The organism is Mycolicibacterium lacusdiani (assembly GCF_021916785.1).
GTDB classification, from domain to species: domain Bacteria; phylum Actinomycetota; class Actinomycetes; order Mycobacteriales; family Mycobacteriaceae; genus Mycobacterium; species Mycobacterium lacusdiani.
In genome coordinates, this window is the sequence record NZ_JAKCFC010000006.1 from 141,874 (window position 1) to 164,923 (window position 23,050).

Consider the following 23,050-nt stretch of genomic DNA (forward strand, 5'->3'; position numbering starts at 1 on the left):
CGGGTAGCGAACAGCCCGTCCGGTAGCTTTGTCGCATGAGTCGATGGGCCAAGACCGCCTTCACACGCCTTTCCGTGGGCCTCGTCGCCCTGCTGGTGGCGGTGTTCGCGCAACCAACGGCGCACGCCGCGCCGCCTGCGGTTCCCGCGGCGGGCTACGGTTTCGGCGACGGCGCGCAGATGACGTGGCTCGGCTCGGCAGACGTCAACCGCGAACTCGACGCGGTCGCCAACACCACGGCCAGCTGGCTGCGCGTCCTGATCCCGTGGACCAAGATCGAGACCGCCAAGGGTCAGTACGACTGGGGACAGACCGATCTGGTGATCAACGCCGCGACCGCTCGCGGGCTGAAGGTCCTCGGCGTCATCGCCTTCTCGCCGGATTGGGCACGCCCCGGCGGCTCCTACTTCACCGCCCCGCCGAACAACGTGGCGGACTACGCCGACTTCTCGTCGGCCGTCGTGCAGCGGTACGGCAGCCGGGTGTCGAGCTGGCAGCTCTGGAACGAGCCGAACCTGCCGCTGTTCTTCGGGTTCACCCCGCACAACGCCCCGCGCTACACCGAACTGGTGAAGGCCGCCTACCCGGCCATCAAGGCCGTGCAGCCGAACAGCACCGTCGTGTTGGCGGGGCTCAGCCGACTGCCCGGTGACGAGTCGCCGCCTGCCTTCATGGAGAAGATGTACGCCGCGGGCGCCAAGGGCAGCTTCGACGCCGCGGCCGCACACCCGTACGTCTTCCCCTCGGGCTTGGCGGCCAACCCGGAGAACGGGTGGTCCGACGTCGGCGCCGTGCACGACGTGATGGCGGCCAACGGCGACGGTGGCAAGCGCATCTGGATCACCGAGCTGGGTGCGCCGACGAGTGAGGGCGGCGACGGCGTGAGCCAGCAGGAGCAGGCCAAGCAGATCACCGACGTGCTCTCGGCGGTCGCAGGCTTGCCCTACAGCGGCCCGGCGTTCATCTACAGCATCCGCGACACCGACACCGGGAAACGCGGCGACCGCGAGTCCAACTTCGGCGCGCTGCTGACGTCGGACTACCAGCCGAAGTACGCCGCCGGAGTCTTCGCCCGTTGAAGAGGTCCCAACTCGAACGGCGGCTTGGGGCAGTCGGCCGGTTACCCTCTACGCCGTGGGTGACGAATCGGTAGTGGTCGCGTGAGCGACGAGTTGGTGGTCGTGACGGTGACGTACTCGCCGGGTACCCACCTCGACCGATTCCTCGCGACCCTGTCGCACGCCACCGAGCGTCCGGTCACGGTCGTGATGGCCGACAACGGATCAACCGACGGTGCGCCGGAGGCGGCCGTGCAGCAGCATTCGAACGTCCAATTGCTGCACACCGGAGCCAATCTCGGCTACGGCGGCGCGGTGAACCGGGCGGTCGAGCACTACCTGCACGACCCGTCGTACTCGGGCGACGCCGAGTTCTTCGTGGTCGCCAACCCCGACGTGCAGTGGGGTCCCAACAGCATCGACGAGTTGCTCGAGGCCGCAGCGCGCTGGCCGCGTGCCGGGTCGCTCGGACCGTTGATCCGCGATCCCGACGGCTCGGTCTATCCCTCGGCGCGCCATCAGCCGAGCCTGGTGCGCGGTGGCATGCACGCGGTGGTCGGGCCGTTCTGGAAGTCGAACCCGTGGACGACGGCCTACCGCCAGGAGCTATTGGAGCCCAGCGAACGCCCGGTCGGCTGGCTGTCCGGCTCTTGCCTTTTGCTGCGCAGGTCTGCCTTCGATGGGGTGAACGGCTTCGACGAGCGGTACTTCATGTACATGGAGGACGTGGACCTGGGTGATCGGCTGCACCAGGCCGGTTGGCTCAACGTATACGTGCCGTCGGCGGAGGTTTTGCACGACAAGGGGCACAGCACGGGTCGCGACCCGGCCCGCAACTTGGCGGCCCATCACGTGAGCACCTACACTTTCCTCGCCGACCGGCACCCTCGCTGGTGGCAGGCTCCGCTTCGGTGGAGCATCAGGTCGGCCCTCGCGGTACGCGCGCGGCTGGTCGTGGGCAATTCTCGACGAACACTGGCGAAGGGACGGCGCTGATCGTGGGAACTCCGGTGGATCCAGCGCACACGGACGCCGTCATCCTGGTCGGGGGACAGGGCACCCGATTGCGGCCGCTGACGCTGTCGGCGCCCAAGCCCATGCTCCCGACGGCGGGGCTACCGTTCCTCACCCATCTGCTCAGCCGCATCGCGGACGCGGGCATCAAGCACGTCGTGCTCGGAACCTCCTACAAGGCGGACGTGTTCGAGAAGGAGTTCGGCGACGGTTCGGCGCTGGGACTCGACATCGAGTACGTGTTCGAGGAGGAGGCGCGCGGAACGGGTGGCGGCATCGCCAACGTGGCGCCCAAGCTGCGCTACGGCACGTCGCTGGTGTTCAACGGCGACGTCCTGTCCGGCGCCGACCTCAAGGCGCTGCTGGCCAGCCATCACGAGCGTCAGGCCGACGTGACCCTGCACCTGGTCCGCGTCGGTGATCCGCGTGCATTCGGTTGCGTGCCAACGAATTCCGAGGGTGTCGTCACCGCATTCCTGGAGAAGACCCAAGACCCGCCGACCGATCAGATCAACGCGGGCTGCTACGTGTTCCAGCGCGAGGTGATCGACCGCATTCCCACCGATCGCGCCGTATCGGTGGAACGCGAGGTGTTCCCGGCGCTGCTGTCCGACGGTCTCAAGGTGTGCGGCTACGTCGACGCCACCTACTGGCGTGACATGGGCACGCCCGACGACTTCGTGCGTGGCTCGGCCGACCTGGTCCGCGGCATCGCGCCGTCGCCCGCGCTCAAGGGCCACCGCGGCGAGGAACTGGTGCACGAGGGCGCGGCCGTGGCACCTGGCGCGCTGCTGATCGGTGGCACGGTCGTCGGCCGTGGTGCCGAGATCGGCGCCGGCGCACGGCTCGACGGCGCCGTCATCTTCGACGGGGCGCGCATCGAGGCAGGCGCGGTGATCGAGCGGTCCATCATCGGGTTCGGCGCTCGCATCGGCCCGAGGGCGCTGATCCGCGACGGCGTCATCGGTGACGGCGCGAACATCGGCGCTCGCTGCGAACTGCTGCGCGGCGCCAGGGTGTGGCCGGGAATCACGATTCCCGACGGCGGGATCCGCTACTCCACCGACGTCTAGACGCGAGCCGCGGCGGCCGCGGCGAGTTGGCGCAGGCCGAAGTCGGCGTCGTCGGGAAGACCGTCGAGCGGCCACCATCTCAGGTCGAGCGATTCGTCGCTGCGGGTGATCTCGACGCCCGGCGGGGCGTGCGCCACGAACTGGACGTCGAGGTGACGGGTGGCGACGCCCAGCGAGCACGTCAGCGCGTGCACGTGGATTGCAGCGGGGACGGGTTCGACCACGACCCCCTCGATGCCCGATTCCTCGGTGGCCTCCCGCAGCGCGGCCGACGCGATGTCGGTATCGGTGTCCTCGCAGTGGCCGCCGAGCTGAACCCAACGGCCTATCCGTGGATGCAGCGTCAGCAGCGCCTGCATGCCGGTGTGGTCGAGCAACAACGTCGACGCGGTGACGTGGCCCGGCTCGCAGGACCTCGAGCACGCATCCGGCCGGGCGAGCACGAACGCCAGCACCGCGTTGCGCACCGAGTCCTGCGCGGGATCGATTGGGCGCCACGTGCTCAGGGTCTCGACGACGGAGGCGTGCGGGCTCACAGTTCGACGAGCAGGTCGGTGGTCGGTACCGGCGGACGCGGGCCGTCGGGCACCGAGCCCTCCGCGGCGTGGCCAATGGCGATGGCGCCAAGTGGTTCCCAGTCGGCGGGCAGTTCGAGCTGGCTCCGGACGAGGTCGGGGGCGAAGATGGTCGACCCGATCCAGCAGCTGCCCACGTCGCGGACCGCGAGCGCGACCAGCAGCGCCTGCACGGCGGCGCCGACCGCGACGGTGAACATGGTGTGTTCCGCGGCGGTCCGCTCGGCGTCGGGATATTCGTGGGCGCCGTCGGGGACCATGAACGGGATGATCAATTCGGGCGCGTCGTAGAGGATCCGGCCGCGCGCGACGCGGCGCTCGACGGCGTCGGAGGGCCTGCCGTCACCGAGCAGGTCAGCGCGCCACCTGTCGGCCATCGCGTCGAGCAGCCGGGTTCGGCGATCCCGGTCGCGCACCCACACGAACCGCACGGGACGGGTGTGGTGTGGTGCGGGGGCCGTCAGTGCCTCGCCGACCGCTGCCTCGATCACGGCCGGATCGACCGGGTCCGAAGCGAAGTCTCGAATCGACCTGCGGAGCAACTGGGCCTGGGTGCGGCCGAGTTCGATCGCCTCGGCGGCCCCTAGCCAGAACAGGTCTTCCTCGCCTGCGCGAACCAGCGAGTGTCCGTTCGAGCCGTCGTCGCGTGGGGACAGGCCGCGCACCACGGCGACGGGGATGGCGGTCAGCTTGCCCTTCACCAGATCTGCGGCAGCGGCGATCTCGTCGGCGACGGCCACCTCGGTGACGATCAGCTCGTTGCCGTGGCCGTCCTGGGCGCCGGCATAGCCGTGCAGCACGGCGAGGCCCGCGGCTCCGATCGCCACGTCGGTCTGGCCGTTGCGCCAGGCGCGGCCCATCGTGTCGGTCACGACGACGGCCACCGTGACGCCGAGCAGTTCGCGCAGGCGGTCGCGCAGCGCCGAGGCGCTGCCGTCGGGGTCGACGGGCAGCAGGGCGAGTTCGGCGGAGTCGACGTTGGATCCGTCGACGCCGGCGGCGGCCTGGACGAGCCCGATGGCGTTCTCGGTGATGAGGGTCCGGCCCTTGCGGGCGAGTACGCGGACGGCCTCGTCGTCGATCAGGCGACGACGCAGGGCATCTCGTTCGTCCGGGTCGGTCGGGGCGGAGACGATGCGTCCCTCGCTCTTGGACAGCACCTTGCTGGTGACTACGACGACGTCGTCATCGCGCAGCCATGGCGCCGCACCGGCGATGGCGGCGGCGACGTCGTCACCGGGCCGGAATTCGGGCAGGGCGGGCACTGGCAGGATCTCGACCGCCCCCGCCGAACCGTGGTCGACGCTCACGCCAGGCCCGCCAACTGAAGTCCGCTGCGCACCATCTCGGCGGTGGTCGGTGGATCGGACATCAGCAGGGGTATGGAACGGACCTCGAGGCCCTCGACCGTCGCTTCGTCGTCTTCGTCGATCAGCCAGCCGTCGAGGATGCCGACGCCGCTGCGCGCGCCGTAGTGCGCACCGACCGCCTCGGAGGAGGTCTCGACGCCGATCACCGACAGGCATTCGTCGGCCATGCCGCGCAGTGCCCGTCCGGCGACGATGGGGGAGTAGCCGATCACCGGGGCCGGTGTCGAACGCAACGCGGCCCGCACGCCCGGCACGGCGAGGATGGCGCCGATGCTGACGACGGGGTTCGACGGCGCGACGAGCACGACGTCGGCCCCAGTGATCGCCTCGGTCACCCCGGGACCCGCGGTGGCCTTCTCGGCGCCGACGAACGCGAAACCGTGGGTGGGGATCTTGGCGCGGTAGCGGACCCACCACTCCTGGAAGTGGATCGCTCGCCGGCCTCCATCCACGTCTGGGTTGTTCTCCCCGTCGCTTTGCGCGCCCTGGCTGGGATCCGTTACGACGACGTGCGTTTCGCTCCGGTCGTCACTCGCTGGCAACAGCCGGGCCCCGGGCTGCCACCGGTCGCACAGTGCTTGGGTCACCTGGGACAGGGGATAGCCGGCCCGTAGCATCTGGCTGCGCACGAGGTGGGTCGCCAGGTCTCGGTCACCGAGGCCGAACCAGTCGGGCTGCACGCCGTAGGCCGCGAGTTCCTCCTTGGCATGCCAGGTTTCGTTGCGGTGTCCCCACCCGCGCTCGGGATCTATACCTCCACCTAAGGTGTACATGCAGGTGTCGAGGTCGGGACAGATGCGCACGCCGTGCATCCACGCGTCGTCCCCTACGTTCACCACCGCGGTCAATTCGTGCTCGCCTGGCAAAGGGGCCGGGGGCGTAGCGCTGAACTGACCAAGCCCCAGCAACCGCTGCACTCCAAGGAGGAAGCGGGCACCACCCACTCCACCGACCAGAACCGTCACCTTCACACCGATCGACACTAGGCTTTGGCGTGCGATGGTGTCGCTCGCGGGTGGGTGTGACCGACACGCCGGATGTCCGACGCGCCGCGTTTTGATCACGGGATGATATGAAATCCTGCTCTACCGCTTGACCGGTGCAGCTAACCCGTGTCTAATCACATCAGTGTCATTTCGCGGTTGGCCCTCCGGTTCCGGTGTCGCAGACCGAGATTCGATCACTTGTTCGAATTGAGTTGGCGCCACTTGCAGGGGTGGGGCTCCAGTGAGCGATCTACGAGACAAGTGAGGAGGCGGAATATGTCTTATGAGCGTGTCGATTTCGACGGCGTCGTACAGTTCGATGGACGGATGCTCGGCTCAGTAGGCAACGTGCCGCACACCGACACGGGGCCAGCCCAGTTCGCCGCGCCAGCGCGGCCACAGCTGAGCTTGGTGCCGTTGCACGAGCGGTTCGACGTGGAGTCGGACGACGAGGACGACGATCAGTGGCAGGAGCGCGGCTTGTGCGCTCAGACCGACCCCGAGGCGTTCTTCCCCGAGAAGGGTGGCTCGACCCGCGAGGCGAAGCGCATCTGCCAGGGCTGCGAGGTCCGCGACCGGTGCCTCGAGTACGCGCTGGCCAACGATGAGCGGTTCGGCATCTGGGGTGGGCTGTCCGAGCGGGAACGCCGTCGCCTCAAGCGCGGCATCATCTGACAGACCCTTCGCGCGACCTACCTGAGCCCCGCGCTCAGTCGTCGTCGATCGTCGGATCGATGACGTTGGGCTCAACGCCCAAGAAGGTGGCCACCTGGGCCACCAAGATCTCGTGCAAGAGATCGGCCAGTTCGTCGGCGTCCTTGACCCGACGCTCGATCGGCTTGCGGAACAACACGATTCGGGCTCGTGTCGAATTGCCCCGAACATCTACTCCCGCCGGGATCAGCCTGGCCAGCGCTATCGGACCGTCGGCGATCACCTCGGGCGGCCACTGCACGCTCTCCGGGTCCTTGGGGGCTATCCGCGGAATCTCGTCCACCGCGACGTCGAGGGCCGACACCCTTTCCTGCCACTGTCGCTCGATCGGCTCATAGGCCTCGAGCACCGCCATGTCGAAGCGCTCCGCCCTGCTGCGCCAACCGGGGACGGTGCTGGGCAGCAGTGGTCCTCGCATCCCCCGTCCTCGGCGCGAGCCCCATCGACGCTGTGCGGGCATCGGTAGATCGTAACGGTTCGGGATCGGCGGTCGTCCGACGCGCGTGTCCGTCACCGGGTGACGGTGCCGCGCGATAGCCTCTGCTCCGTGAACGTTCCTCGTCGCTGCTGCCGGCCTGGGTGCCCGCACTACGCCGTGGCGACGCTGACCTTCGTCTACAAGGACTCGACCGCGGTCGTAGGACCCTTGGCCACCGTGTCGGAACCGCATTCCTGGGATCTGTGCGTCCTGCACGCCGGGCGCATCACGGCGCCGCGTGGATGGGAGCTGGTCCGCCACGCCGGGCCGCTGCCGTCGCACACCGACGACGATGATCTCGTCGCCTTGGCCGACGCCGTGCGTGAGGCCCGCGACGGCGTCATGCCATCGAGTGGTGCGGTCGCAGGCTTCTCCGACCCGACCACGGGGATCCAGGGTGGAGCGCTGATGGCGCCCGCTGCTCGTCGCGTCGAGCCGAACGGCCGCCGACGGGGACATCTGCGGGTCCTGCCCGATCCCTCGGACTGAGCGAACGGATGGCTGACGGACCGGTGTGAGCGGCGACGCGAGAAATCGCGAGCCGATAGGCTGGAGTCACGAGCATTCTGCGAGGGGATGCGGTGACCGTTGATGGGATCTAGGAGTTCTATGTCTCGGCCCGCTGCCGCTGTCCAACGAGTCATCAAGGCGTATGACGTACGCGGGCTAGTCGGTGAGCAAATCGACGAGGACTTCGTGCGCGACGTCGGCGGCGCCTTCGCCCGCCTGATGCGCGACGAGCAGACACCCGGAGCCAGCCAGGTCGTCATCGGCTACGACATGCGGGAGAGTTCGCCGTCGCTGGCCGCGGCGTTCGCCGACGGGGTGGTGGCCCAGGGGCTCGACGTCGTCCGGATCGGCCTCGCCTCGACCGACCAGCTGTACTTCGCCTCCGGCCTGCTCGACTGCCCCGGCGCGATGTTCACTGCGAGCCACAATCCCGCCGCCTACAACGGCATCAAGCTGTGTCGCGCCGGCGCGAAGCCGGTCGGCAAGGACACCGGCCTGACGACCATCAGCGACGAGGTCATCGGCGGGGTGCCCGAGGGCGGTGGAGCGACCGGTTCGATCGAGGATCGCGACGTCCTGGCCGAGTACGGTGACTTCCTGCGGTCACTGGTCGACCTGCGCGCCAGCAGGCCGCTGCGCGTCGCCGTCGACGCGGGCAACGGCATGGGCGGGCACACTTCGCCCGCCGTGCTCGGTGCGATCAGCGGCATCACGCTCCTGCCGCTGTACTTCGAACTCGACGGCACCTTCCCCAACCACGAGGCCAACCCGCTCGACCCGGCCAACCTCGTCGATCTGCAGAAGCACGTCCTCGACACCGGCGCCGACATCGGCCTGGCGTTCGACGGCGACGCCGACCGCTGCTTCGTCGTCGACGAACGCGGCATGCCCGTGTCACCGTCCGCGGTGACCGCCCTGGTGGCCGGTCGCGAACTCGGCCGCGAGATCGGCGCCACCGTCATCCACAACCTGATCACATCGCGCGCGGTGCCCGAGCTGATCGTCGAACGCGGCGGCACCGCCGTGCGCTCGCGCGTCGGCCACTCCTACATCAAGGGGCTGATGGCCGAGACCGGCGCCATCTTCGGCGGCGAGCACTCCGCGCACTACTACTTCCGCGACTTCTGGGGTGCAGACTCCGGCATGCTGGCGGCGCTGCACGTCCTGGCCGCGCTCGGCGAGCAGGAGCGGCCGCTGTCGGCGATCATGGCCGACTACCAGCGCTACGAGGCGTCCGGCGAGATCAACTACACGGTGTCCGACGCGGCCGCGTGCGTCGACGCGGTGCTCAAGTCGTACGAGGGGCACATCCACTCGATCGACCACCTCGACGGTGTCACCGTCGACCTGGGCGACGGGCGCTGGTTCAACCTGCGCACCTCCAACACCGAACCCCTGTTGCGGCTCAACGTGGAGGCCCGCACGGCCGCCGAGGTCGACGAGATCGTCGGCCACGTCGGCACCCGGATACTCGCCACCTCGGGAAGCGGCGAGCCCGTCCCATGAGCGCTGAACCGCGCGCCGGCGCCGCGACCATCGACCTCGACGACGTCGAAGGTCTGCTCGACGCCGACCGCGACGGACTGCTCCGTGCCGCATCGATGGCCGGGGCTCAGATGCGGTCCACCGCAGCCGCATTCGATGAAGGCGTATTCGAACCGATGCGCTCGGACCATCCACCGCGCACCGTGATCTGGGTGGCAGGCAGCGGTACCGCAGCCGCAGCGGGCGCACTGCTGGTCGCCGCTCTCGGCGCCTCCACGGTCGCGCCGATCGTCACCGCGTCGGAGGTGCCCCCGTGGGTGGGTGCCCTCGACGTCTTGGTCGTGGCGGGCGACGACGCCGCCGATCCCGCGCTGGTGACCGCGGTCGCCACGGGCGTCCGCCGCGGCGCACGCGTGCTGGTGGTCGCGCCGGAGGAGGGACCGCTGCGCGATGCCGCCGCAGGCCGTGCGGTGCTGCTCGGCCCGCGCCTGCCCGTGCCCGACGACTTCAGCCTCGCCCGGTACCTCGCGGCGGGCCTGCTCCTGCTGCACGTCGTGGACCCCGGCATGCAGGTCGACGTGGCGGCCCTGGCCGACGAACTCGACGCCGAGGCACTGCGCAACAGCGCGGGCCGGGACGTCTTCACCAACCCCGCCAAGGCGCTCGCCGACCGGATGTCGGACGCGACCGTCGTCGTGGCAGGCGAGGGCGCGCCGATGCTGGCGCTGGCCCGGCACGTGAGCGCCGTGCTGCTGCGCGTAGGTCTTCGCCCGGTGACGTCGGTCGGGTTGGCCGACGTGCTCGTGTCCCTGCGCGGTGGGCTCAACCGGCAGACCAGTGACTTCGAGACGTCGATCTTCCACGACGAGGAACTCGACGGCCCGCTGCCATCGCGCGTCCGCGCCATCGTGCTGACCGCCGATCAGGACCGGCCGACCACGCTGTCGCGGCTCAGCGGATACGACGACGTCACCACCACAAGCGCAGGCGACGTGGGGGACACCGCGGCGCCTCCGCCAAGTGGTCGGCTCGAGCAGCAGTTGGCGATGTTGGCGGTACGGCTCGAGATGGCGGCCGTCTATCTGCGATTGGTTCGGGGTTAGACGCATGAACCTTCTCAAGGGCGCATTGCGGACCTACGCCTGGGGTTCGCGCACGGCGATCGCGGAGTTCACCGGAAGGCCAAGTCCCACACCGCATCCCGAGGCCGAGCTGTGGCTTGGCGCGCACCCCGGTGACCCCGCCCGGTTGATGTCCGACGACGGCGAGACCTCACTGCTCGACGTCATCTCGAGCGATGCCGAAGGGCAGCTGGGCGCCGCGACGCGCAACCGCTTCGGCGATGCGCTGCCGTTCCTCGCCAAGGTGCTCGCCGCCGACGAGCCGCTGTCGCTGCAGGCGCACCCGAGCGCCGCGCAGGCCGCCGAGGGCTACGCAAGGGAGGACCGGCTCGGGATCCCCATCAACGGGCCGGCCCGCAACTACCGCGACCGCAGCCACAAACCCGAACTGATCGTCGCGCTCGGCCCGTTCGAGGCGCTGGCGGGGTTCCGGCCCGCGGCGGGCAGCGTCGAACTCATGCAGGCGTTGGACGTCCCCGCACTCGACCCGTACATCGGTCTGCTGTCGGGCCAGTCCGACGCAGACGGACTGCGCGCGCTGTTCACCACGTGGATCACTGCGCCGCAGCCCCAGCTCGACGTGCTGGTGCCGACGGTCCTCGACGGCGCGGTGAACTACATCCGCTCGGGGCAGACGACGTTCGCCGCCGAGGCGAAGACACTGCTCGAACTCGGCGAGCGCTACCCCGGTGACGCCGGGGTGCTCGCGGCGATGCTGCTCAACCGCATCAGCCTCGACGAGGGCCAGGGCATCTTCCTGCCGGCGGGCAACCTGCACGCATATCTGCACGGCATGGGCTTCGAGGTGATGGCCAACTCCGACAACGTCCTTCGCGGTGGGCTGACGCCCAAGCACGTCGACGTCCCCGAACTCCTGCGCGTGCTCGACTTCACGCCGAACGCGGAGGTGGTCATCGAGCCCCGGGTCGTCGGCGACGGGCTCGAACTGGTCTACGAGACTCCCGCACCGGAATTCGCGGTGTCGGTGCTGTCACTCGACGGTGAGCACCTGGGCCACGAAGTCGACGCGCCTGCGCGCCACGACGGGCCGCAGGTGCTGCTGTGCACAGAGGGATCGGTTGCCGTGCACGCGAAGTCGAACACCTTGACCCTCGAGCGCGGCGCGTCGGCGTGGGTCCCCGCCGACGACGGCCCCATCCGGCTGGTCGCCGAGCGGCCGAGCAAGCTGTTCCGCGCGACCGTCGGGATCTAGGACGCCGACACCCGGTCCCGCTGCGGCGCCGACCGCAGGGACCGGCGCTTCTCGGCGATCAACAGGCCCATGTTGTGCCGGATCGTGCGGCCGAGCGTGCGGGCATCCGGAACCATGTAGAGGCTGTCCAGCAGGCTGAAGCGACGCAGGAACCACTCGGCCAGATCGGCCTCCGTCTCGGCCGCACCGAGGAACTGGTCGAACAGCTTGCCCACCCTGACGTACCACCAGGGCACGTGCTCGGCGGTGGCGTTGTGCAGCGCGAGGTCGCCGACGGCGTTCATCGTCCACACCGGCCACGTCGTCTTCTTCGTCGCCCGGAACAGCCTCGCCGCCATGTCCTGCTCGCCGGACTCCAGCACCGCCCGCAGATTGCGCGCCTGGATCGACGTCATCGTCATGCCCTGGCCGTACGTCGGATTGAAGCTCACCACGGCGTCGCCGAACGGGATGATGCCCGCCGGGAAGCGGTCCATCTTGTCGTAGCGCCGCCACCGGCTGGTCGGGTACTTGTGGAAGGCCATCTCGCCGATCGGCTCCCCGCTGCGCAACGCCGCGCTGATGTGCGGCGGCAGCAGGGTGTCGGCGAGTTCGTAGATCTCGGCCAGATTCTGCGGCGGCGGGACCTTGCCGGTGCCGAACGTCGTCACGCTCCAGTTGCCGTCCTCGTAGAGGAGCATGCCGAGGCCGACGGGATGATCGTGCGACGCCCCGGCCACCACGACCTTCTCCTTGATGACGCCTTCGGGTATGTGCACCTGGTGGGTCGCGTAGTCGATGCCGACGTCGACGGTGTCCTCGGTCGGACGGCCGAATCCCCACTGGTCCAACCAGACCGGCAGCCGGGTGCCGCGGCCCGTCGCGTCGACCACGAGATCGGCGGGTACCGCGCTGGACTCGTCGCCGGCCTGCAGCAGTACACCGGTCACGCGCTCCCGCGCCGCGTCGTACCGAGGTTCGGCGACGCTGGTCTTGACCAGCTCGACGTTCGGTATCGCCAACGCGCGCTTGCGGATCTGCCACTCCAGGTGCGGCCGGCTCGGCACGTACGCGGTGAACTCGCGCTTCAGCGTCGTCTTCGTACCGAGCACGTGGCCTGCAGCGCCGAAGTGGATGCAGTCGGGCCGGTTCTCCAGCATCGGCACGCCCGCGGCGACCATGTCGTCGAGCAAACCCGGGAACAGATCCTCGAACTCGGCGGCCCCGCGTGCCATCAGCAGGTGGACGTGGCGGCCCTGCGGCACCGCGGTGCGGTTGGCCGGGCCGTCGGGCAATTCGTCGCGTTCGTAGATGGTCACCCGCTCGTAGCTGTCTGACAGCACTCGAGCCGCGCACAGTCCCGCGAGGCTCGCACCGATCACAATCGCCTGTTTGCCCATGGGCTCGACGGTACTGGGTATGGTCCCCGTCACACGAACCATGGAGGGGCTCTGAATATGACGGATCGGTGGCGCATCAAGTCGGTCGAGCAGTCGATTGCCGACACCGACGAGCCGGACACCCGTCTACGAAAGGACCTCACGTGGCGTGACCTCACGGTTTTCGGGGTGTCGGTCGTCATCGGGGCGGGCATCTTCACGATCACCGCATCGACGGCGGGCGATCTCACCGGCCCAGCGATCTCGATCTCGTTCGTCATCGCCGCCATCACCTGCGGGCTGGCGGCGCTCTGCTACGCCGAGTTCGCCTCGACCGTGCCGGTGGCAGGCAGCGCCTACACGTTTTCCTATGCCACCTTCGGTGAGTTCACGGCCTGGATCATCGGCTGGGACCTGATCCTGGAGTTCGCGGTCGCCGCAGCCGTGGTGGCGAAGGGGTGGTCGTCCTATCTCGGCACGGTCTTCGGCTTCTCGGGTGGCACGGTCGATCTGGGCCCCGTCACGTTGGACTGGGGCGCACTGATCATCATCGGCGTGCTCTGTCTGCTGCTGGCGCGGGGCACGAAGCTCTCGTCGAACTTCAGCGCCGTCGTCACCGCGATCAAGGTGACGGTGGTGCTGCTCGTGGTGATCGTCGGCGCGTTCTACGTGAAGGCGGCCAACTTCAGCCCGTTCATCCCGCCTGCGGAGTCCGACGCCGATACCGGATCGGGCATCGACCAGTCGGTATTCTCGCTGATCACTGGCGCCGAGGGCAGCACCTACGGCTGGTACGGCCTGCTGGCGGGTGCGTCGATCGTGTTCTTCGCCTTCATCGGCTTCGACATCGTCGCCACCACCGCGGAGGAGACCAAGAACCCGCAGCGCGACGTGCCGCGCGGCATCCTGTACTCGCTGGCGATCGTCACGTTCCTCTACGTCGCGGTGTCGGTCGTGCTGTCGGGCATGGTGCCCTACACGGATCTGACGACCGGCCCCGACGGTCAGGCGAACCTGGCCACGGCCTTCACCGCCAACGGGGTCGACTGGGCAGCCACGATCATCTCGATCGGTGCCCTCGCGGGTCTCACCACCGTGGTGATGGTCCTGCTGCTGGGGCAGATCCGGGTGCTGTTCGCGATGTCCCGCGACGGTCTGCTGCCGCGTCAGTTGGCGAAGACCGGGTCGCACGGCACGCCTGTGCGGATCACGGTGGTCGTCGGCCTCGTCGTCGCGCTCGCCGCCTCGGTGTTCCCGATCGAACGCCTCGAGGAGATGGTGAACGTCGGCACGCTGTTCGCGTTCGTCCTGGTCTCGGCCGGGGTGATCGTGCTGCGGCGGACGCGGCCCGACCTGCCGCGGGGTTTCCGTGCCCCGTTCGTGCCGGTGCTGCCGATCGTGTCGATCCTCGCCTGCCTCTGGCTGATGCTGAACCTCACTGGCCTCACGTGGATCCGGTTCGGCATCTGGATGGTCATCGGCGTCGTCGTCTACCTGCTCTACGGCCGCAGGCATTCACTGCTCGGCCGCCGCGAGGCCGCCGCCTCATCTGAGTAACCCTTTTCCCGGGGCTCCCGCCCCCGCCCACCGCCGAGACTGCTGGCAGATCGCCTTTCACCTCCGAAACGCGATCTCCCAGCAGTCTCGGCTTCGTCATGGGCCCAGTGTGGTTTACAAAACATGGTTGCGTGTATAGACAAGAGACAAATCAGCTCCTATAGTCAACGTAGACAGTGATGGCTCTCACATGGAGGTGAACTAGCTGTGACTACGCAGATCGATCCGAATGCGAACGTCCCGGTGGACCAGTGGCGCGACAAGAAGCGCTACCTGTGGCTGATGGGGCTCATCGTGCCGACCGCGGTGCTGGTGATGCTGCCGATCGTCTGGGCGCTCAATCAGCTCGGCTGGCACGCGGCGGCGCAGGTCCCGTTCTGGATCGGGCCGATCCTGGTGTACGTCGTGCTGCCGCTGCTCGACCGGAAGTTCGGACCCGACGGCGAGAACCCGCCCGACGAGGTGGTCGCGCGGCTCGAGAACGACAAGTACTACCGCTGGTGCACCTACAGCTTCATCCCGTTCCAGTACCTCACCGTCGTCATCGGCGCCTACCTCTTCACGGCCTCGGACCTTGGCTGGCTCGGGTTCGACGGCTCACTGAGCTGGCCGGCGAAGATCGGCCTCGCACTGTCGGTGGGCATGATGGGCGGCGTCGGCATCAACACCGCGCACGAGCTGGGCCACAAGAAGGACTCGCTCGAGCGGTGGTTGTCCAAGATCACGCTGGCCCAGACCTGCTACGGGCACTTCTTCATCGAGCACAACCGCGGGCATCACGTCCGGGTCGCCACACCGGAGGACCCCGCGTCGGCGCGGTTCGGCGAGACGTTCTGGGAGTTCCTGCCCCGCAGCGTGTGGGGCAGCCTCAAGTCGTCGTGGGAGCTGGAGGCGCAGCGGTTGCGACGGCTCGACAAGAGCCCGTGGCACTGGTCGAACGACGTGCTGAACGCCTGGGCGATGTCGGTGGTGCTCTACGGCTCACTCATCGCGGTGTTCGGTCTCGCGCTGATCCCGTACGTGGTGATCTCCGCGGTGTTCGGGTTCGCGCTGCTGGAGACCGTTAACTACCTCGAGCACTATGGGCTGCTCCGGCAAAAGACCGCCAGCGGGCGGTACGAGCGTTGCGCGCCCCAGCACAGCTGGAACTCCGATCACCTGGTGACCAACCTGTTCCTCTACCACCTGCAGCGGCACAGCGATCACCACGCGAACCCGACCCGCCGCTATCAGACGCTGCGCAGCATGGAGGGCGCTCCCAACCTTCCGAGCGGCTACGCGTCGATGATCGGACTGACGTACTTCCCGCCGCTGTGGCGCAAGGTCATGGACCACCGCGTGCTGGCGCACTACGACGGCGACATCAGCCGCGTCAACGTCCACCCGAGGGTCCGCGACAAGGTGCTCGCCAAGTACGGGGAGGCCAAGTGAGCGCCTACCGCTGCCCGGGTTGCGACTTCGTCTACGACGAGGCCAAAGGCGCACCGCGTGAAGGGTTTCCGGCCGGCACGTCCTGGGACCAGGTGCCCGACGACTGGGCCTGCCCCGACTGCGCGGTCCGCGAGAAGGTCGACTTCGAAGAACTGAGGGAAGTGAGCTGACATGGACTACAAGTTGTTCGTCTGCGTGCAGTGCGGTTTCGAGTACGACGAGGAGAAGGGCTGGCCGGAGGACGGCATCGCTCCGGGCACCCGGTGGGACGACATCCCCGACGACTGGAGCTGCCCGGATTGCGGTGCGGCCAAGTCCGACTTCGAGATGATCGAGGTCGCCAGGCCGTGAACGCGTCCCGGCGGTGACGACGTCCCTGGCGCGCGAAACCGATACTGTCGCCCGTGTGAGCGCAGACCGTGACCGCCGTTCGGCCCAGAGGGTGCCGTACGCCGAGGCGTCCCGGGTGCTGCTGCGCGACTCGATCCTGGATGGCATGCGGGAGCTGCTGCTGTCCCGGGACTGGTCGTCGATCACGCTGTCCGACGTCGCCAAGGCGGCGGGCATCAGCAGGCAGACGATCTACAACGAGTTCGGGTCGCGGCAGGGGCTCGCCGAGGGGTACGCCCTGCGCCTGGCCGATCGCCTGGTCGACGCCGTCGACCACGCGATCGACGGCAACGTCGGCAACATCCACACCGCGTTCCTCGAGGGTTTCCGTGCGTTCTTCGCCGAGTCCGCCTCCGACCCCCTGGTCATCTCACTGCTGACCGGTGTCGCCAAGCCGGACCTGCTGCAGATCATCACCACCGACAGTGCGCCGATCATCACGCGCTGCTCCGAACGGCTGACGTCGACCTTCATGCACAGCTGGGTGCGTGCCAGCGAGGAGGACTCCGGCGTCCTCGCCCGCGCCATCGTCCGGCTGGCCATGAGCTACGTGTCGATGCCGCCGGAAGCCAACCACGACGTGGCTCGTGACCTGGCCAGATTGATGACACCGTTCGCCGAACGCTACGGTGTCATAGATACCCCTTAGCCGGCAGAGCGCTTCAGTCGCCTGTCCCGCGAGCCCGCAGGCCGAGGGTGTCGACTTGCTGTTGCCGTTGCACGCTTCCGCGCGCCCACGGCACGACTCACGAACAAAAGGGACGAATACATGACTGCATCAGAATTGACCGTCGACGTCCGGAACGGCATCGACTACAAGGTGGCCGACCTCTCGCTGGCCGAATTCGGCCGCAAGGAGATCCGCCTGGCCGAGCACGAGATGCCCGGGCTGATGGCGCTGCGTCGCGAATACGCCGACGTCGCACCGCTCAAGGGTGCCCGGGTGTCGGGTTCGCTGCACATGACCGTGCAGACGGCCGTGCTGATCGAGACCCTGGTGAGCCTCGGCGCGGAGGTCCGCTGGGCCTCGTGCAACATCTTCTCCACCCAGGATCACGCCGCCGCCGCGACCGTCGTCGGGCCGCACGGCACCGTCGAGGAGCCCAAGGGCGTTCCCGTCTTCGCGTGGAAGGGCGAGAGCCTCGAGGATTACTGGTGGGCCGCCGAGCAGATGCTGACGTGGCCGGGTGAGCCCGCGAACATGATCCTCGACGACGGTGGCGACGCCACCATGCTGGTGCTGCGCGGTGCCGAGTTCGAGAAGGCCGGCGTCGTTCCGCCCGAGGACGACGAGCACTCCGACGAGTACAAGGTGTTCCTGAACCTGCTGCGTCGCTCGATCGAGGCCGACAACACCAAGTGGACCAAGGTCGCGGAGTCGGTCAAGGGCGTCACCGAGGAGACCACCACCGGTGTCCTGCGTCTGTACCAGTTCGCCGCCGCCGGCGAACTCGCCTTCCCGGCCATCAACGTCAACGACTCGGTCACCAAGAGCAAGTTCGACAACAAGTACGGCACCCGCCACTCGCTGATCGACGGCATCAACCGCGGCACCGACGTCCTCATCGGCGGCAAGGCCGCGCTGGTGTGTGGCTACGGCGACGTCGGCAAGGGCTGCGCCGAGGCGCTCAAGGCTCAGGGCGCGCGCGTCGCGGTCACCGAAATCGACCCGATCAACGCCCTGCAGGCGCTGATGGACGGCTTCGAGGTCAAGACCGTCGAAGAGGCCATCGGCTGGGCCGACATCGTCATCACCGCCACGGGCAACCAGGGCATCATCACCCTCGACCACATGCGGAAGATGAAGCACCAGGCGATCCTGGGCAACATCGGTCACTTCGACGACGAGATCGAGATGGCTCGCCTGGAGCGCGACAAGGACATCCGTCGCATCAACATCAAGCCGCAGGTCGACGAGTTCATCTTTCCCGATGGCCACTCGATCATCGTGCTGTCCGAGGGCCGTCTGCTGAACCTGGGCAACGCGACCGGACACCCGTCGTTCGTGATGAGCAACAGCTTCTCGAACCAGGTCATCGCGCAGATCGAGCTGTGGACCAAGAACGACGAGTACGACAACGAGGTCTACCGCCTCGCCAAGCACCTCGACGAGAAGGTCGCCAAGATCCACGTCGAGGCGCTCGGTGGATCGCTGACCAAGCTCACCAAGGAGCAGGCCGAGTACATCGGTGTCGACGTCGACGGCCCGTACAAGCCGGAGCACTACCGCTACTGATCGTGTCGCCGTACCACTGGCGAGCGCCGTCTCACGGAAAGCCCCTGACACACATCGTGTGCCGGGGGCTTTCCCGTTGGGTGGGTAGATCGACCATCGGATGCGGACGATTCGACCTCGCAGCCCGGAATGATCATTAACATAGCGGGTCAGTCGAGAGTCGGGGGAGACGTCGTGGACGCATACGAGAGTGCGCGCGCACTGCTGCGCACGGAGATGACGATCGCCGAGTGGATCGGTCTGGCGGTGATCGTCAACGCGCCGTATGTGATCCTGGGAATTGCGTGGATGCTGTTCCACGCCGACCGCTTCGCCGGATTGAACGGCATCCACCTGGTGGTGTCGGTCGTGGGCAGCGTGCTGGCGTGGCCGTTGCTGCTCGTCGGCGCCTGCACGGTGTGACGACTCGTGTCCGTTGATCCCGTCGATGACGAATCATCATCTGCGAGGCAGAAACTCGCGCTCGAACAGTGCCGCATCACGATCGGTCGCCGCACCGCCCGTTGGACGGACGACGACGTCACCGCGTCCGACGCCATGGACTTCTGGGCCTTCGCCGCCGGCGCCGCCAACGTGGTCATGCAGTTGTCCCGCCCGCAGGTGGGATACGGCGTGGTCGAGAGCAGAGTCGATTCCGGCAACCTGCTCGTGCACCCGTGGAAGCGGGCGCGCACGACGTTCCAGTACCTCGCAGTGGCGCTACTGGGTTCCGACGGCGATCGGGTCGCGTTCAAGGCTGCGGTCGACGGCGTCCACCGGGAGGTCACGTCTACAGCGGCGAGTCCGGTGCGCTACAGCGCGTTCGACCGCGAGCTTCAGATGTGGGTCGCCGCATGCCTGTTCGTCGGCCTCGAGGACACCCATCAACTGCTCCGGGGGGCGATGACGGCCGAGCAGTCCGAGCAGTTCTATCGGTCGGCATGGCCACTGGGCACCACGCTGCAGGTCACCGACGACCAGTGGCCGGCCACCCGTGCCCTGTTCGACGACTACTGGGTGGATGCCTGTCGGCGCGTCACCATCGACACCGTCGTGCGGGGTTACCTTCGGGACCTGGTGAACCTAAGAATGATCAATCCCGTTCTGCGGCTATCGATGCGGCCGTTGCTGAAATTCCTCACCGCGGGTTTCCTTGCGCCCGTCTTTCGCGATGAGCTTGGGATGGGCTGGGGGAGGGGACGGCAGTTCGTCTTCGAGCGCCTGTTCCTGACCGTCGCCTTCGCGAACAGATTCCTGCCCGCGTTCGTCCGTCAGGGTGGCAGCTACGTCCTGCTCGCGGACGTACGCCGTCGAATCCGAACCCATCGACGATTGGTGTGACACATGGAGACTCGGGAAGTGCGTCAACCGGTCCGCGGCCGGGCTCGTCGATTGCTCGGCCGCAAGGTCAGCGTCGAGGCGATGATCGAATTCGGGCTATGGTTGGCGATCCCACACATTCTGATCGGCCTGGGCTACTCGTTGCTTCGCTACGAGACCATCACCGCGCTCGAGGATCGACTGCAACCGCTGCTCCCCGCAGCCGCCGATCTCGCTGCGTTCGGAATGGTCGCGTTGCTCTGGCCGTTGTTCGCCGTCGTACCGGACCTGTGCTGACTGCGTAATGGCAAATTGGTCACAACGTCGTTCGACGACAACGACTTTCACGGTTCAGACACGGAGCAGTGCAACGAAGCCGTTACACGAGCGACGTTGTTTGTTACGGTTCGGCCATCATGGGTCGGTTACTGGGGGTCGTCGTCGTCGCGCTGCTACTCGGAACTCTGGGGGTACTGCCCTCGGCGTACGCGGAGCCGGACCCGACCAACGACGTTCGTGACCCGAAGTACAACGAGGACGAGTACCTGGCGTTCTACACGCCGCCGGATCCGTTGCCCCCCGGCCGACCGGGAGACGTGGTGCGCTCGGAGCCGTCGCGCCTCGTGCTCGAGCCGTCCGGTCAGCTCGGTGCCATCATGGCCACCGGTACCCGAATCATGTACCGCAGCACCGACGCCCGCGGCAACCCGATGGCGGTCACCGGAACGTACTTCGAACCGTTCAACGACTGGCCGGGGCAGGGTCCGCGGCCGCTGATCGTCTACGGCCCCGGCACCCAGGGCCAAGGCGATCAGTGCGCGCCGTCGCGGCAGTTCAATCAAGGCATTCACTTCTCGCCGTGCCTCGACATCGCATTCAACTACGAGGAGCTGTTCGTCGCGACCATGGTGGCGCGTGGCTTCGCGATCGTGATGACCGACTACCAGGGTCTCGGCACCCCGGGCCTACACACCTACGTCAACCGCGTCGCGCAGGGCAATGCGATGCTCGACGCGGGCCGAGCAGCCCTGCGTCTGCCGGAGACCTCGTTGAACCCGGATGGGCCGCTGGCATTTTGGGGCTACTCCCAGGGCGGCGGTGCGGCGGCGTCCGCCGCGGAACTCGCGTCGTCTTACGCGCCGGAGTTGCACGTCGTCGGAACATACGCGGGTGCGCCCCCGGCCGATCTGAAGGAACTGTTCCCCTACGCCGACGGCAGCGCGCTGGTAGGCGTGGTCGGATACGCGCTGAACTCTGTCATCACGACGTATCCGGAGTTCGCGCAGACGATCCGGGACAAGCTCACCCCGCGTGGCGCCGACATGCTGGCGAAGGTCCAGGATCAGTGCGTCGCCGAAACCGCCGCCAAGTTCATGTTCCGGCACCTGCAGCCCTACTTCGAGGACGACATCTTCGCGACGGTGGAGAAGGAGCCGTTCAAGACGCTGTTCGACATGCAGCGCATCGGCAAGCTCACGCCGAATGCGCCCGCGCTGATCCTCAGCAACCGGTTCGACCCGCTCGTGCCGTGGACTGCCTCCAATCAACTCGGCCGCGACTGGTGCGGCCACGGCGCCGACGTCCAGTTCTGGACCAACGAGCAACCGCCGTTCCTCAACAAGGCCGTCGTCAACCACGCCCTGCCGATGCTGGTCGACGGTGAACGTGCCATGCAGTGGATCGCCGATCGGTTCAACGGTGTGCCGACCACGCCCAACTGCGGTCAGTTCTAGGGCGCGCCCGTCAGCACGAGATCCACTGCGGCCTCGATGACGTCGTCGTCGGGTAGCGCGCCGAACATCATCGTCGGGCAGGCCACCACGCCGGAGAGCATCGAGGTGGCTGCCTGCAATCGCGACCCCTCGAAGACCTGGCCCAGCATGGTGCGGATAGGCCGCTGGCCGTCGCCGTTGATGCGATCCCGGATCGTGGCCATCTCGTCGACCGAGGCCCACTGGGCCATCACCGACAGGATCTGGTCGAGCCGGAAGTCCGTCACGGCCTGCCGGAAGATGCGCAATTCGCCGATCAGGTCAGTGCGCAGGTCGCCGGTGGGTTCCTGATGGGGGAAGTCGCCGATGGCGTCGAGCGCGAGCATGATCAGCTCCACCCGCGACGGCCAGTGGGTGTAGAGCGTGGTCTTCGAGTAGCCGGCTATCTCCGCGACGTGCGCGTGGGTCAGGGCGTCGGCGCCCTCGCTGGTGAGGACCTGCAACGCGGCCCGAGACACGTCGGCGCGCGTACGCGCCACCCGGGCGTCCTGTCCTGAATCGGCCGATTCGGATCGGTCTGGAGGTGTCACGGGCCACCTCCTCGCCGTCGTGTGCACCGAAGGGCACAAAGTATCTAATGAACGCCCCGTTCAATAATGACATGAATGTTCACAAATGTACGTTTAGCGCAGTATTGGACGGGGGATCCACCGCGCGGGATGCGGGTCGGGTGAGTGGGTTCGCGTCGCGTCAACCGTCAAAAGACGCCATGCGTCGAGCGAAAGGCCATCAATGTCCGCAATCCTCTTCGGCTCCATCAGCACCCTCGCCGACACGTCCGAACTACAGCGACGCGCGTTCAACGAGGCGTTCGCGAGCCACGGCCTGGACTGGGACTGGTCCAGGGACGACTACGTCGCGATGCTCGGGTCCAACGGCGGCGCTCAGCGCGTAGCCGACTACGCGTCGTCACGCGGGCAGGACGTCGATTCGTCGGCCATCCACGCCACCAAGTCCGAGATCTTCCGGAAGCTGCTGGGCAGCGAGGACGTCGCACCGCGCCCAGGTGTCGTCCCCACGATGGAGCGGGCCAAGCAGGAGGGCTACAAGCTCGGGCTGGTCACCACCACGTCGACCGAGAACGTCGCAGCGCTGCTCGCCGCACTCCAGCGGACGCTCAATGCCGACGCCTTCGACCTGGTCGTCGACAGCTCGTCGGTCGACGAGTCCAAGCCGGACCCGGCGTCCTACCTCTTCGCCCTCGAGAACCTCGGCGAGGACGCGTCGAGCGCCGTTGCGATCGAGGACAACGTGGGCGGCGTGCAGGCCGCCGCGAACGCCGGCGTCACCTGCGTCGCGTTCCCGAACGAGAACACCAGCGGCGGTGACTTCAGTGCGGCCGCCGAGACCGTCGACGCGCTCGACGCCGACCGCATCGTCCAGCTGACCCGCGCCTGATCGCGGACCGAC

General features: G+C 67.8%; 25 protein-coding genes. 19 read left to right on the forward strand and 6 right to left on the reverse strand.

Annotated elements, in window-relative coordinates:
- The first annotated feature begins 35 nt into the window (after nt 1-35).
- The 3 genes from LOK44_RS19030 (at nt 36) to manB (ending at nt 3,145) form a co-directional block, all read left to right on the forward strand.
- On the forward strand, nt 36-1,079 hold the full coding sequence (locus tag LOK44_RS19030; RefSeq protein ID WP_237571674.1) for a cellulase family glycosylhydrolase: 1,044 nt from the start codon (nt 36-38) through the stop codon (nt 1,077-1,079).
- A gap of 81 nt (nt 1,080-1,160) precedes the next feature.
- Complete coding sequence (locus LOK44_RS19035; protein WP_237571675.1) at nt 1,161-2,054, forward strand: glycosyltransferase family 2 protein; 894 nt, start codon at nt 1,161-1,163, stop codon at nt 2,052-2,054.
- A 14-nt stretch (nt 2,055-2,068) separates the two neighbouring features.
- On the forward strand, nt 2,069-3,145 hold the full coding sequence (gene manB / locus LOK44_RS19040) for a mannose-1-phosphate guanylyltransferase ManB (protein WP_237571676.1): 1,077 nt from the start codon (nt 2,069-2,071) through the stop codon (nt 3,143-3,145).
- Here the strand turns inward: manB and LOK44_RS19045 are convergent.
- The 3 genes from LOK44_RS19045 to cofD are packed head-to-tail and all read right to left on the reverse strand — an operon-like array spanning nt 3,142 to nt 6,061.
- Nucleotides 3,142-3,681 carry an NUDIX hydrolase gene (locus LOK44_RS19045; RefSeq protein ID WP_237571677.1) on the reverse strand — a complete coding sequence of 180 codons (540 nt, stop codon included), beginning with the start codon at nt 3,679-3,681 and terminating at the stop codon, nt 3,142-3,144. The genes manB and LOK44_RS19045 overlap by 4 nt on opposite strands.
- Nucleotides 3,678-5,030, reverse strand: a complete 1,353-nt coding sequence (locus LOK44_RS19050; protein ID WP_237571678.1) for a coenzyme F420-0:L-glutamate ligase — start codon at nt 5,028-5,030, stop codon at nt 3,678-3,680. Before LOK44_RS19050 ends, LOK44_RS19045 begins: the two co-directional genes overlap by 4 nt.
- Nucleotides 5,027-6,061, reverse strand: a complete 1,035-nt coding sequence (cofD, locus tag LOK44_RS19055; RefSeq protein ID WP_237571679.1) for a 2-phospho-L-lactate transferase — start codon at nt 6,059-6,061, stop codon at nt 5,027-5,029. Before cofD ends, LOK44_RS19050 begins: the two co-directional genes overlap by 4 nt.
- A gap of 423 nt (nt 6,062-6,484) precedes the next feature.
- On the opposite strand from cofD, the gene LOK44_RS19060 reads away from it, so the two are divergent.
- Nucleotides 6,485-6,751, forward strand: a complete 267-nt coding sequence (locus LOK44_RS19060; RefSeq protein WP_237571835.1) for a WhiB family transcriptional regulator — start codon at nt 6,485-6,487, stop codon at nt 6,749-6,751.
- A gap of 34 nt (nt 6,752-6,785) precedes the next feature.
- Here the strand turns inward: LOK44_RS19060 and LOK44_RS19065 are convergent, their stop codons facing one another.
- On the reverse strand, nt 6,786-7,208 hold the full coding sequence (locus tag LOK44_RS19065) for a metallopeptidase family protein (RefSeq protein WP_237571680.1): 423 nt from the start codon (nt 7,206-7,208) through the stop codon (nt 6,786-6,788).
- 129 nt (nt 7,209-7,337) lie between these two features.
- Between LOK44_RS19065 and LOK44_RS19070 the strand changes: the two genes are divergently transcribed.
- The 4 genes from LOK44_RS19070 (at nt 7,338) to manA (ending at nt 11,597) form a co-directional block, all read left to right on the forward strand.
- Complete coding sequence (locus LOK44_RS19070; protein ID WP_237571681.1) at nt 7,338-7,757, forward strand: DUF3499 domain-containing protein; 420 nt, start codon at nt 7,338-7,340, stop codon at nt 7,755-7,757.
- A gap of 120 nt (nt 7,758-7,877) precedes the next feature.
- Complete coding sequence (locus LOK44_RS19075; protein WP_237571682.1) at nt 7,878-9,284, forward strand: phosphomannomutase/phosphoglucomutase; 1,407 nt, start codon at nt 7,878-7,880, stop codon at nt 9,282-9,284.
- Nucleotides 9,281-10,366 carry a TobH protein gene (locus LOK44_RS19080; RefSeq protein WP_237571683.1) on the forward strand — a complete coding sequence of 362 codons (1,086 nt, stop codon included), beginning with the start codon at nt 9,281-9,283 and terminating at the stop codon, nt 10,364-10,366. The genes LOK44_RS19075 and LOK44_RS19080 overlap by 4 nt, the downstream gene beginning before the upstream one ends.
- 4 nt (nt 10,367-10,370) lie before the next feature.
- A complete protein-coding gene (manA, locus tag LOK44_RS19085) occupies nt 10,371-11,597 on the forward strand; it encodes a mannose-6-phosphate isomerase, class I (RefSeq protein ID WP_237571684.1) in 1,227 nt (408 codons plus the stop codon).
- Here manA and LOK44_RS19090 read toward each other — a convergent pair.
- Nucleotides 11,594-12,976: an FAD-dependent oxidoreductase gene (locus tag LOK44_RS19090; RefSeq protein ID WP_237571685.1), complete on the reverse strand. Its 1,383-nt coding sequence runs from the start codon at nt 12,974-12,976 to the stop codon at nt 11,594-11,596. The genes manA and LOK44_RS19090 overlap by 4 nt on opposite strands.
- A gap of 57 nt (nt 12,977-13,033) precedes the next feature.
- Between LOK44_RS19090 and LOK44_RS19095 the strand changes: the two genes are divergently transcribed.
- From LOK44_RS19095 to LOK44_RS19140, 10 genes are all read left to right on the forward strand, one after another.
- Nucleotides 13,034-14,512, forward strand: a complete 1,479-nt coding sequence (locus LOK44_RS19095) for an APC family permease (protein WP_237571686.1) — start codon at nt 13,034-13,036, stop codon at nt 14,510-14,512.
- Nucleotides 14,513-14,719: 207 nt separating this feature from the next.
- The gene (locus LOK44_RS19100) at nt 14,720-15,943 is read left to right on the forward strand and encodes an alkane 1-monooxygenase (protein WP_237571687.1); all 1,224 of its coding nucleotides are present in this window, start codon (nt 14,720-14,722) and stop codon (nt 15,941-15,943) included.
- Nucleotides 15,940-16,113: a rubredoxin gene (locus tag LOK44_RS19105; protein ID WP_237571688.1), complete on the forward strand. Its 174-nt coding sequence runs from the start codon at nt 15,940-15,942 to the stop codon at nt 16,111-16,113. Before LOK44_RS19100 ends, LOK44_RS19105 begins: the two co-directional genes overlap by 4 nt.
- 1 nt (nt 16,114) lies before the next feature.
- On the forward strand, nt 16,115-16,294 hold the full coding sequence (locus LOK44_RS19110; protein WP_237571689.1) for a rubredoxin: 180 nt from the start codon (nt 16,115-16,117) through the stop codon (nt 16,292-16,294).
- A gap of 55 nt (nt 16,295-16,349) precedes the next feature.
- Nucleotides 16,350-16,982 (forward strand): TetR family transcriptional regulator AlkX, encoded by a 633-nt coding sequence (alkX, locus tag LOK44_RS19115; protein WP_163918655.1) that lies wholly within the window; start codon nt 16,350-16,352, stop codon nt 16,980-16,982.
- Nucleotides 16,983-17,102: 120 nt separating this feature from the next.
- Complete coding sequence (ahcY, locus tag LOK44_RS19120; protein ID WP_237571690.1) at nt 17,103-18,569, forward strand: adenosylhomocysteinase; 1,467 nt, start codon at nt 17,103-17,105, stop codon at nt 18,567-18,569.
- A gap of 174 nt (nt 18,570-18,743) precedes the next feature.
- Nucleotides 18,744-18,971 (forward strand): hypothetical protein, encoded by a 228-nt coding sequence (locus LOK44_RS19125; protein WP_237571691.1) that lies wholly within the window; start codon nt 18,744-18,746, stop codon nt 18,969-18,971.
- Nucleotides 18,972-18,977: 6 nt separating this feature from the next.
- Nucleotides 18,978-19,889, forward strand: a complete 912-nt coding sequence (locus LOK44_RS19130; RefSeq protein ID WP_372481269.1) for an oxygenase MpaB family protein — start codon at nt 18,978-18,980, stop codon at nt 19,887-19,889.
- 3 nt (nt 19,890-19,892) lie between these two features.
- Nucleotides 19,893-20,165 (forward strand): hypothetical protein, encoded by a 273-nt coding sequence (locus tag LOK44_RS19135; protein ID WP_237571692.1) that lies wholly within the window; start codon nt 19,893-19,895, stop codon nt 20,163-20,165.
- 119 nt (nt 20,166-20,284) lie between these two features.
- Nucleotides 20,285-21,601 (forward strand): lipase family protein, encoded by a 1,317-nt coding sequence (locus LOK44_RS19140; protein WP_237571693.1) that lies wholly within the window; start codon nt 20,285-20,287, stop codon nt 21,599-21,601.
- On the opposite strand, the gene LOK44_RS19145 is transcribed toward LOK44_RS19140, so the two are convergent.
- The gene (locus LOK44_RS19145; protein WP_237571694.1) at nt 21,598-22,170 is read right to left on the reverse strand and encodes a TetR/AcrR family transcriptional regulator; all 573 of its coding nucleotides are present in this window, start codon (nt 22,168-22,170) and stop codon (nt 21,598-21,600) included. The two genes, LOK44_RS19140 and LOK44_RS19145, sit on opposite strands and share 4 nt — an antisense overlap.
- A gap of 202 nt (nt 22,171-22,372) precedes the next feature.
- On the opposite strand from LOK44_RS19145, the gene LOK44_RS19150 reads away from it, so the two are divergent.
- Nucleotides 22,373-23,038, forward strand: coding sequence for an HAD family hydrolase (locus LOK44_RS19150; RefSeq protein ID WP_237571695.1), 666 nt, complete (start codon nt 22,373-22,375; stop codon nt 23,036-23,038).
- The last annotated feature ends 12 nt before the right edge of the window (nt 23,039-23,050 follow it).

Excerpts from the sequence above, each read along its gene's own strand:
- LOK44_RS19030 (WP_237571674.1), top strand. The coding sequence starts at position 36 with ATGAGTCGATGGGCCAAGACCGCCTTCACACGCCTTTCCGTGGGCCTC.
- LOK44_RS19065 (WP_237571680.1), bottom strand. The coding sequence starts at position 7,208 with ATGCGAGGACCACTGCTGCCCAGCACCGTCCCCGGTTGGCGCAGCAGG.
- LOK44_RS19075 (WP_237571682.1), top strand. The coding sequence starts at position 7,878 with ATGTCTCGGCCCGCTGCCGCTGTCCAACGAGTCATCAAGGCGTATGAC.
- LOK44_RS19080 (WP_237571683.1), top strand. The coding sequence starts at position 9,281 with ATGAGCGCTGAACCGCGCGCCGGCGCCGCGACCATCGACCTCGACGAC.
- manA (WP_237571684.1), top strand. The coding sequence starts at position 10,371 with ATGAACCTTCTCAAGGGCGCATTGCGGACCTACGCCTGGGGTTCGCGC.
- LOK44_RS19090 (WP_237571685.1), bottom strand. The coding sequence starts at position 12,976 with ATGGGCAAACAGGCGATTGTGATCGGTGCGAGCCTCGCGGGACTGTGC.
- LOK44_RS19095 (WP_237571686.1), top strand. The coding sequence starts at position 13,034 with ATGACGGATCGGTGGCGCATCAAGTCGGTCGAGCAGTCGATTGCCGAC.
- LOK44_RS19110 (WP_237571689.1), top strand. The coding sequence starts at position 16,115 with ATGGACTACAAGTTGTTCGTCTGCGTGCAGTGCGGTTTCGAGTACGAC.
- ahcY (WP_237571690.1), top strand. The coding sequence starts at position 17,103 with ATGACTGCATCAGAATTGACCGTCGACGTCCGGAACGGCATCGACTAC.
- LOK44_RS19135 (WP_237571692.1), top strand. The coding sequence starts at position 19,893 with ATGGAGACTCGGGAAGTGCGTCAACCGGTCCGCGGCCGGGCTCGTCGA.
- LOK44_RS19140 (WP_237571693.1), top strand. The coding sequence starts at position 20,285 with ATGGGTCGGTTACTGGGGGTCGTCGTCGTCGCGCTGCTACTCGGAACT.
- LOK44_RS19150 (WP_237571695.1), top strand. The coding sequence starts at position 22,373 with ATGTCCGCAATCCTCTTCGGCTCCATCAGCACCCTCGCCGACACGTCC.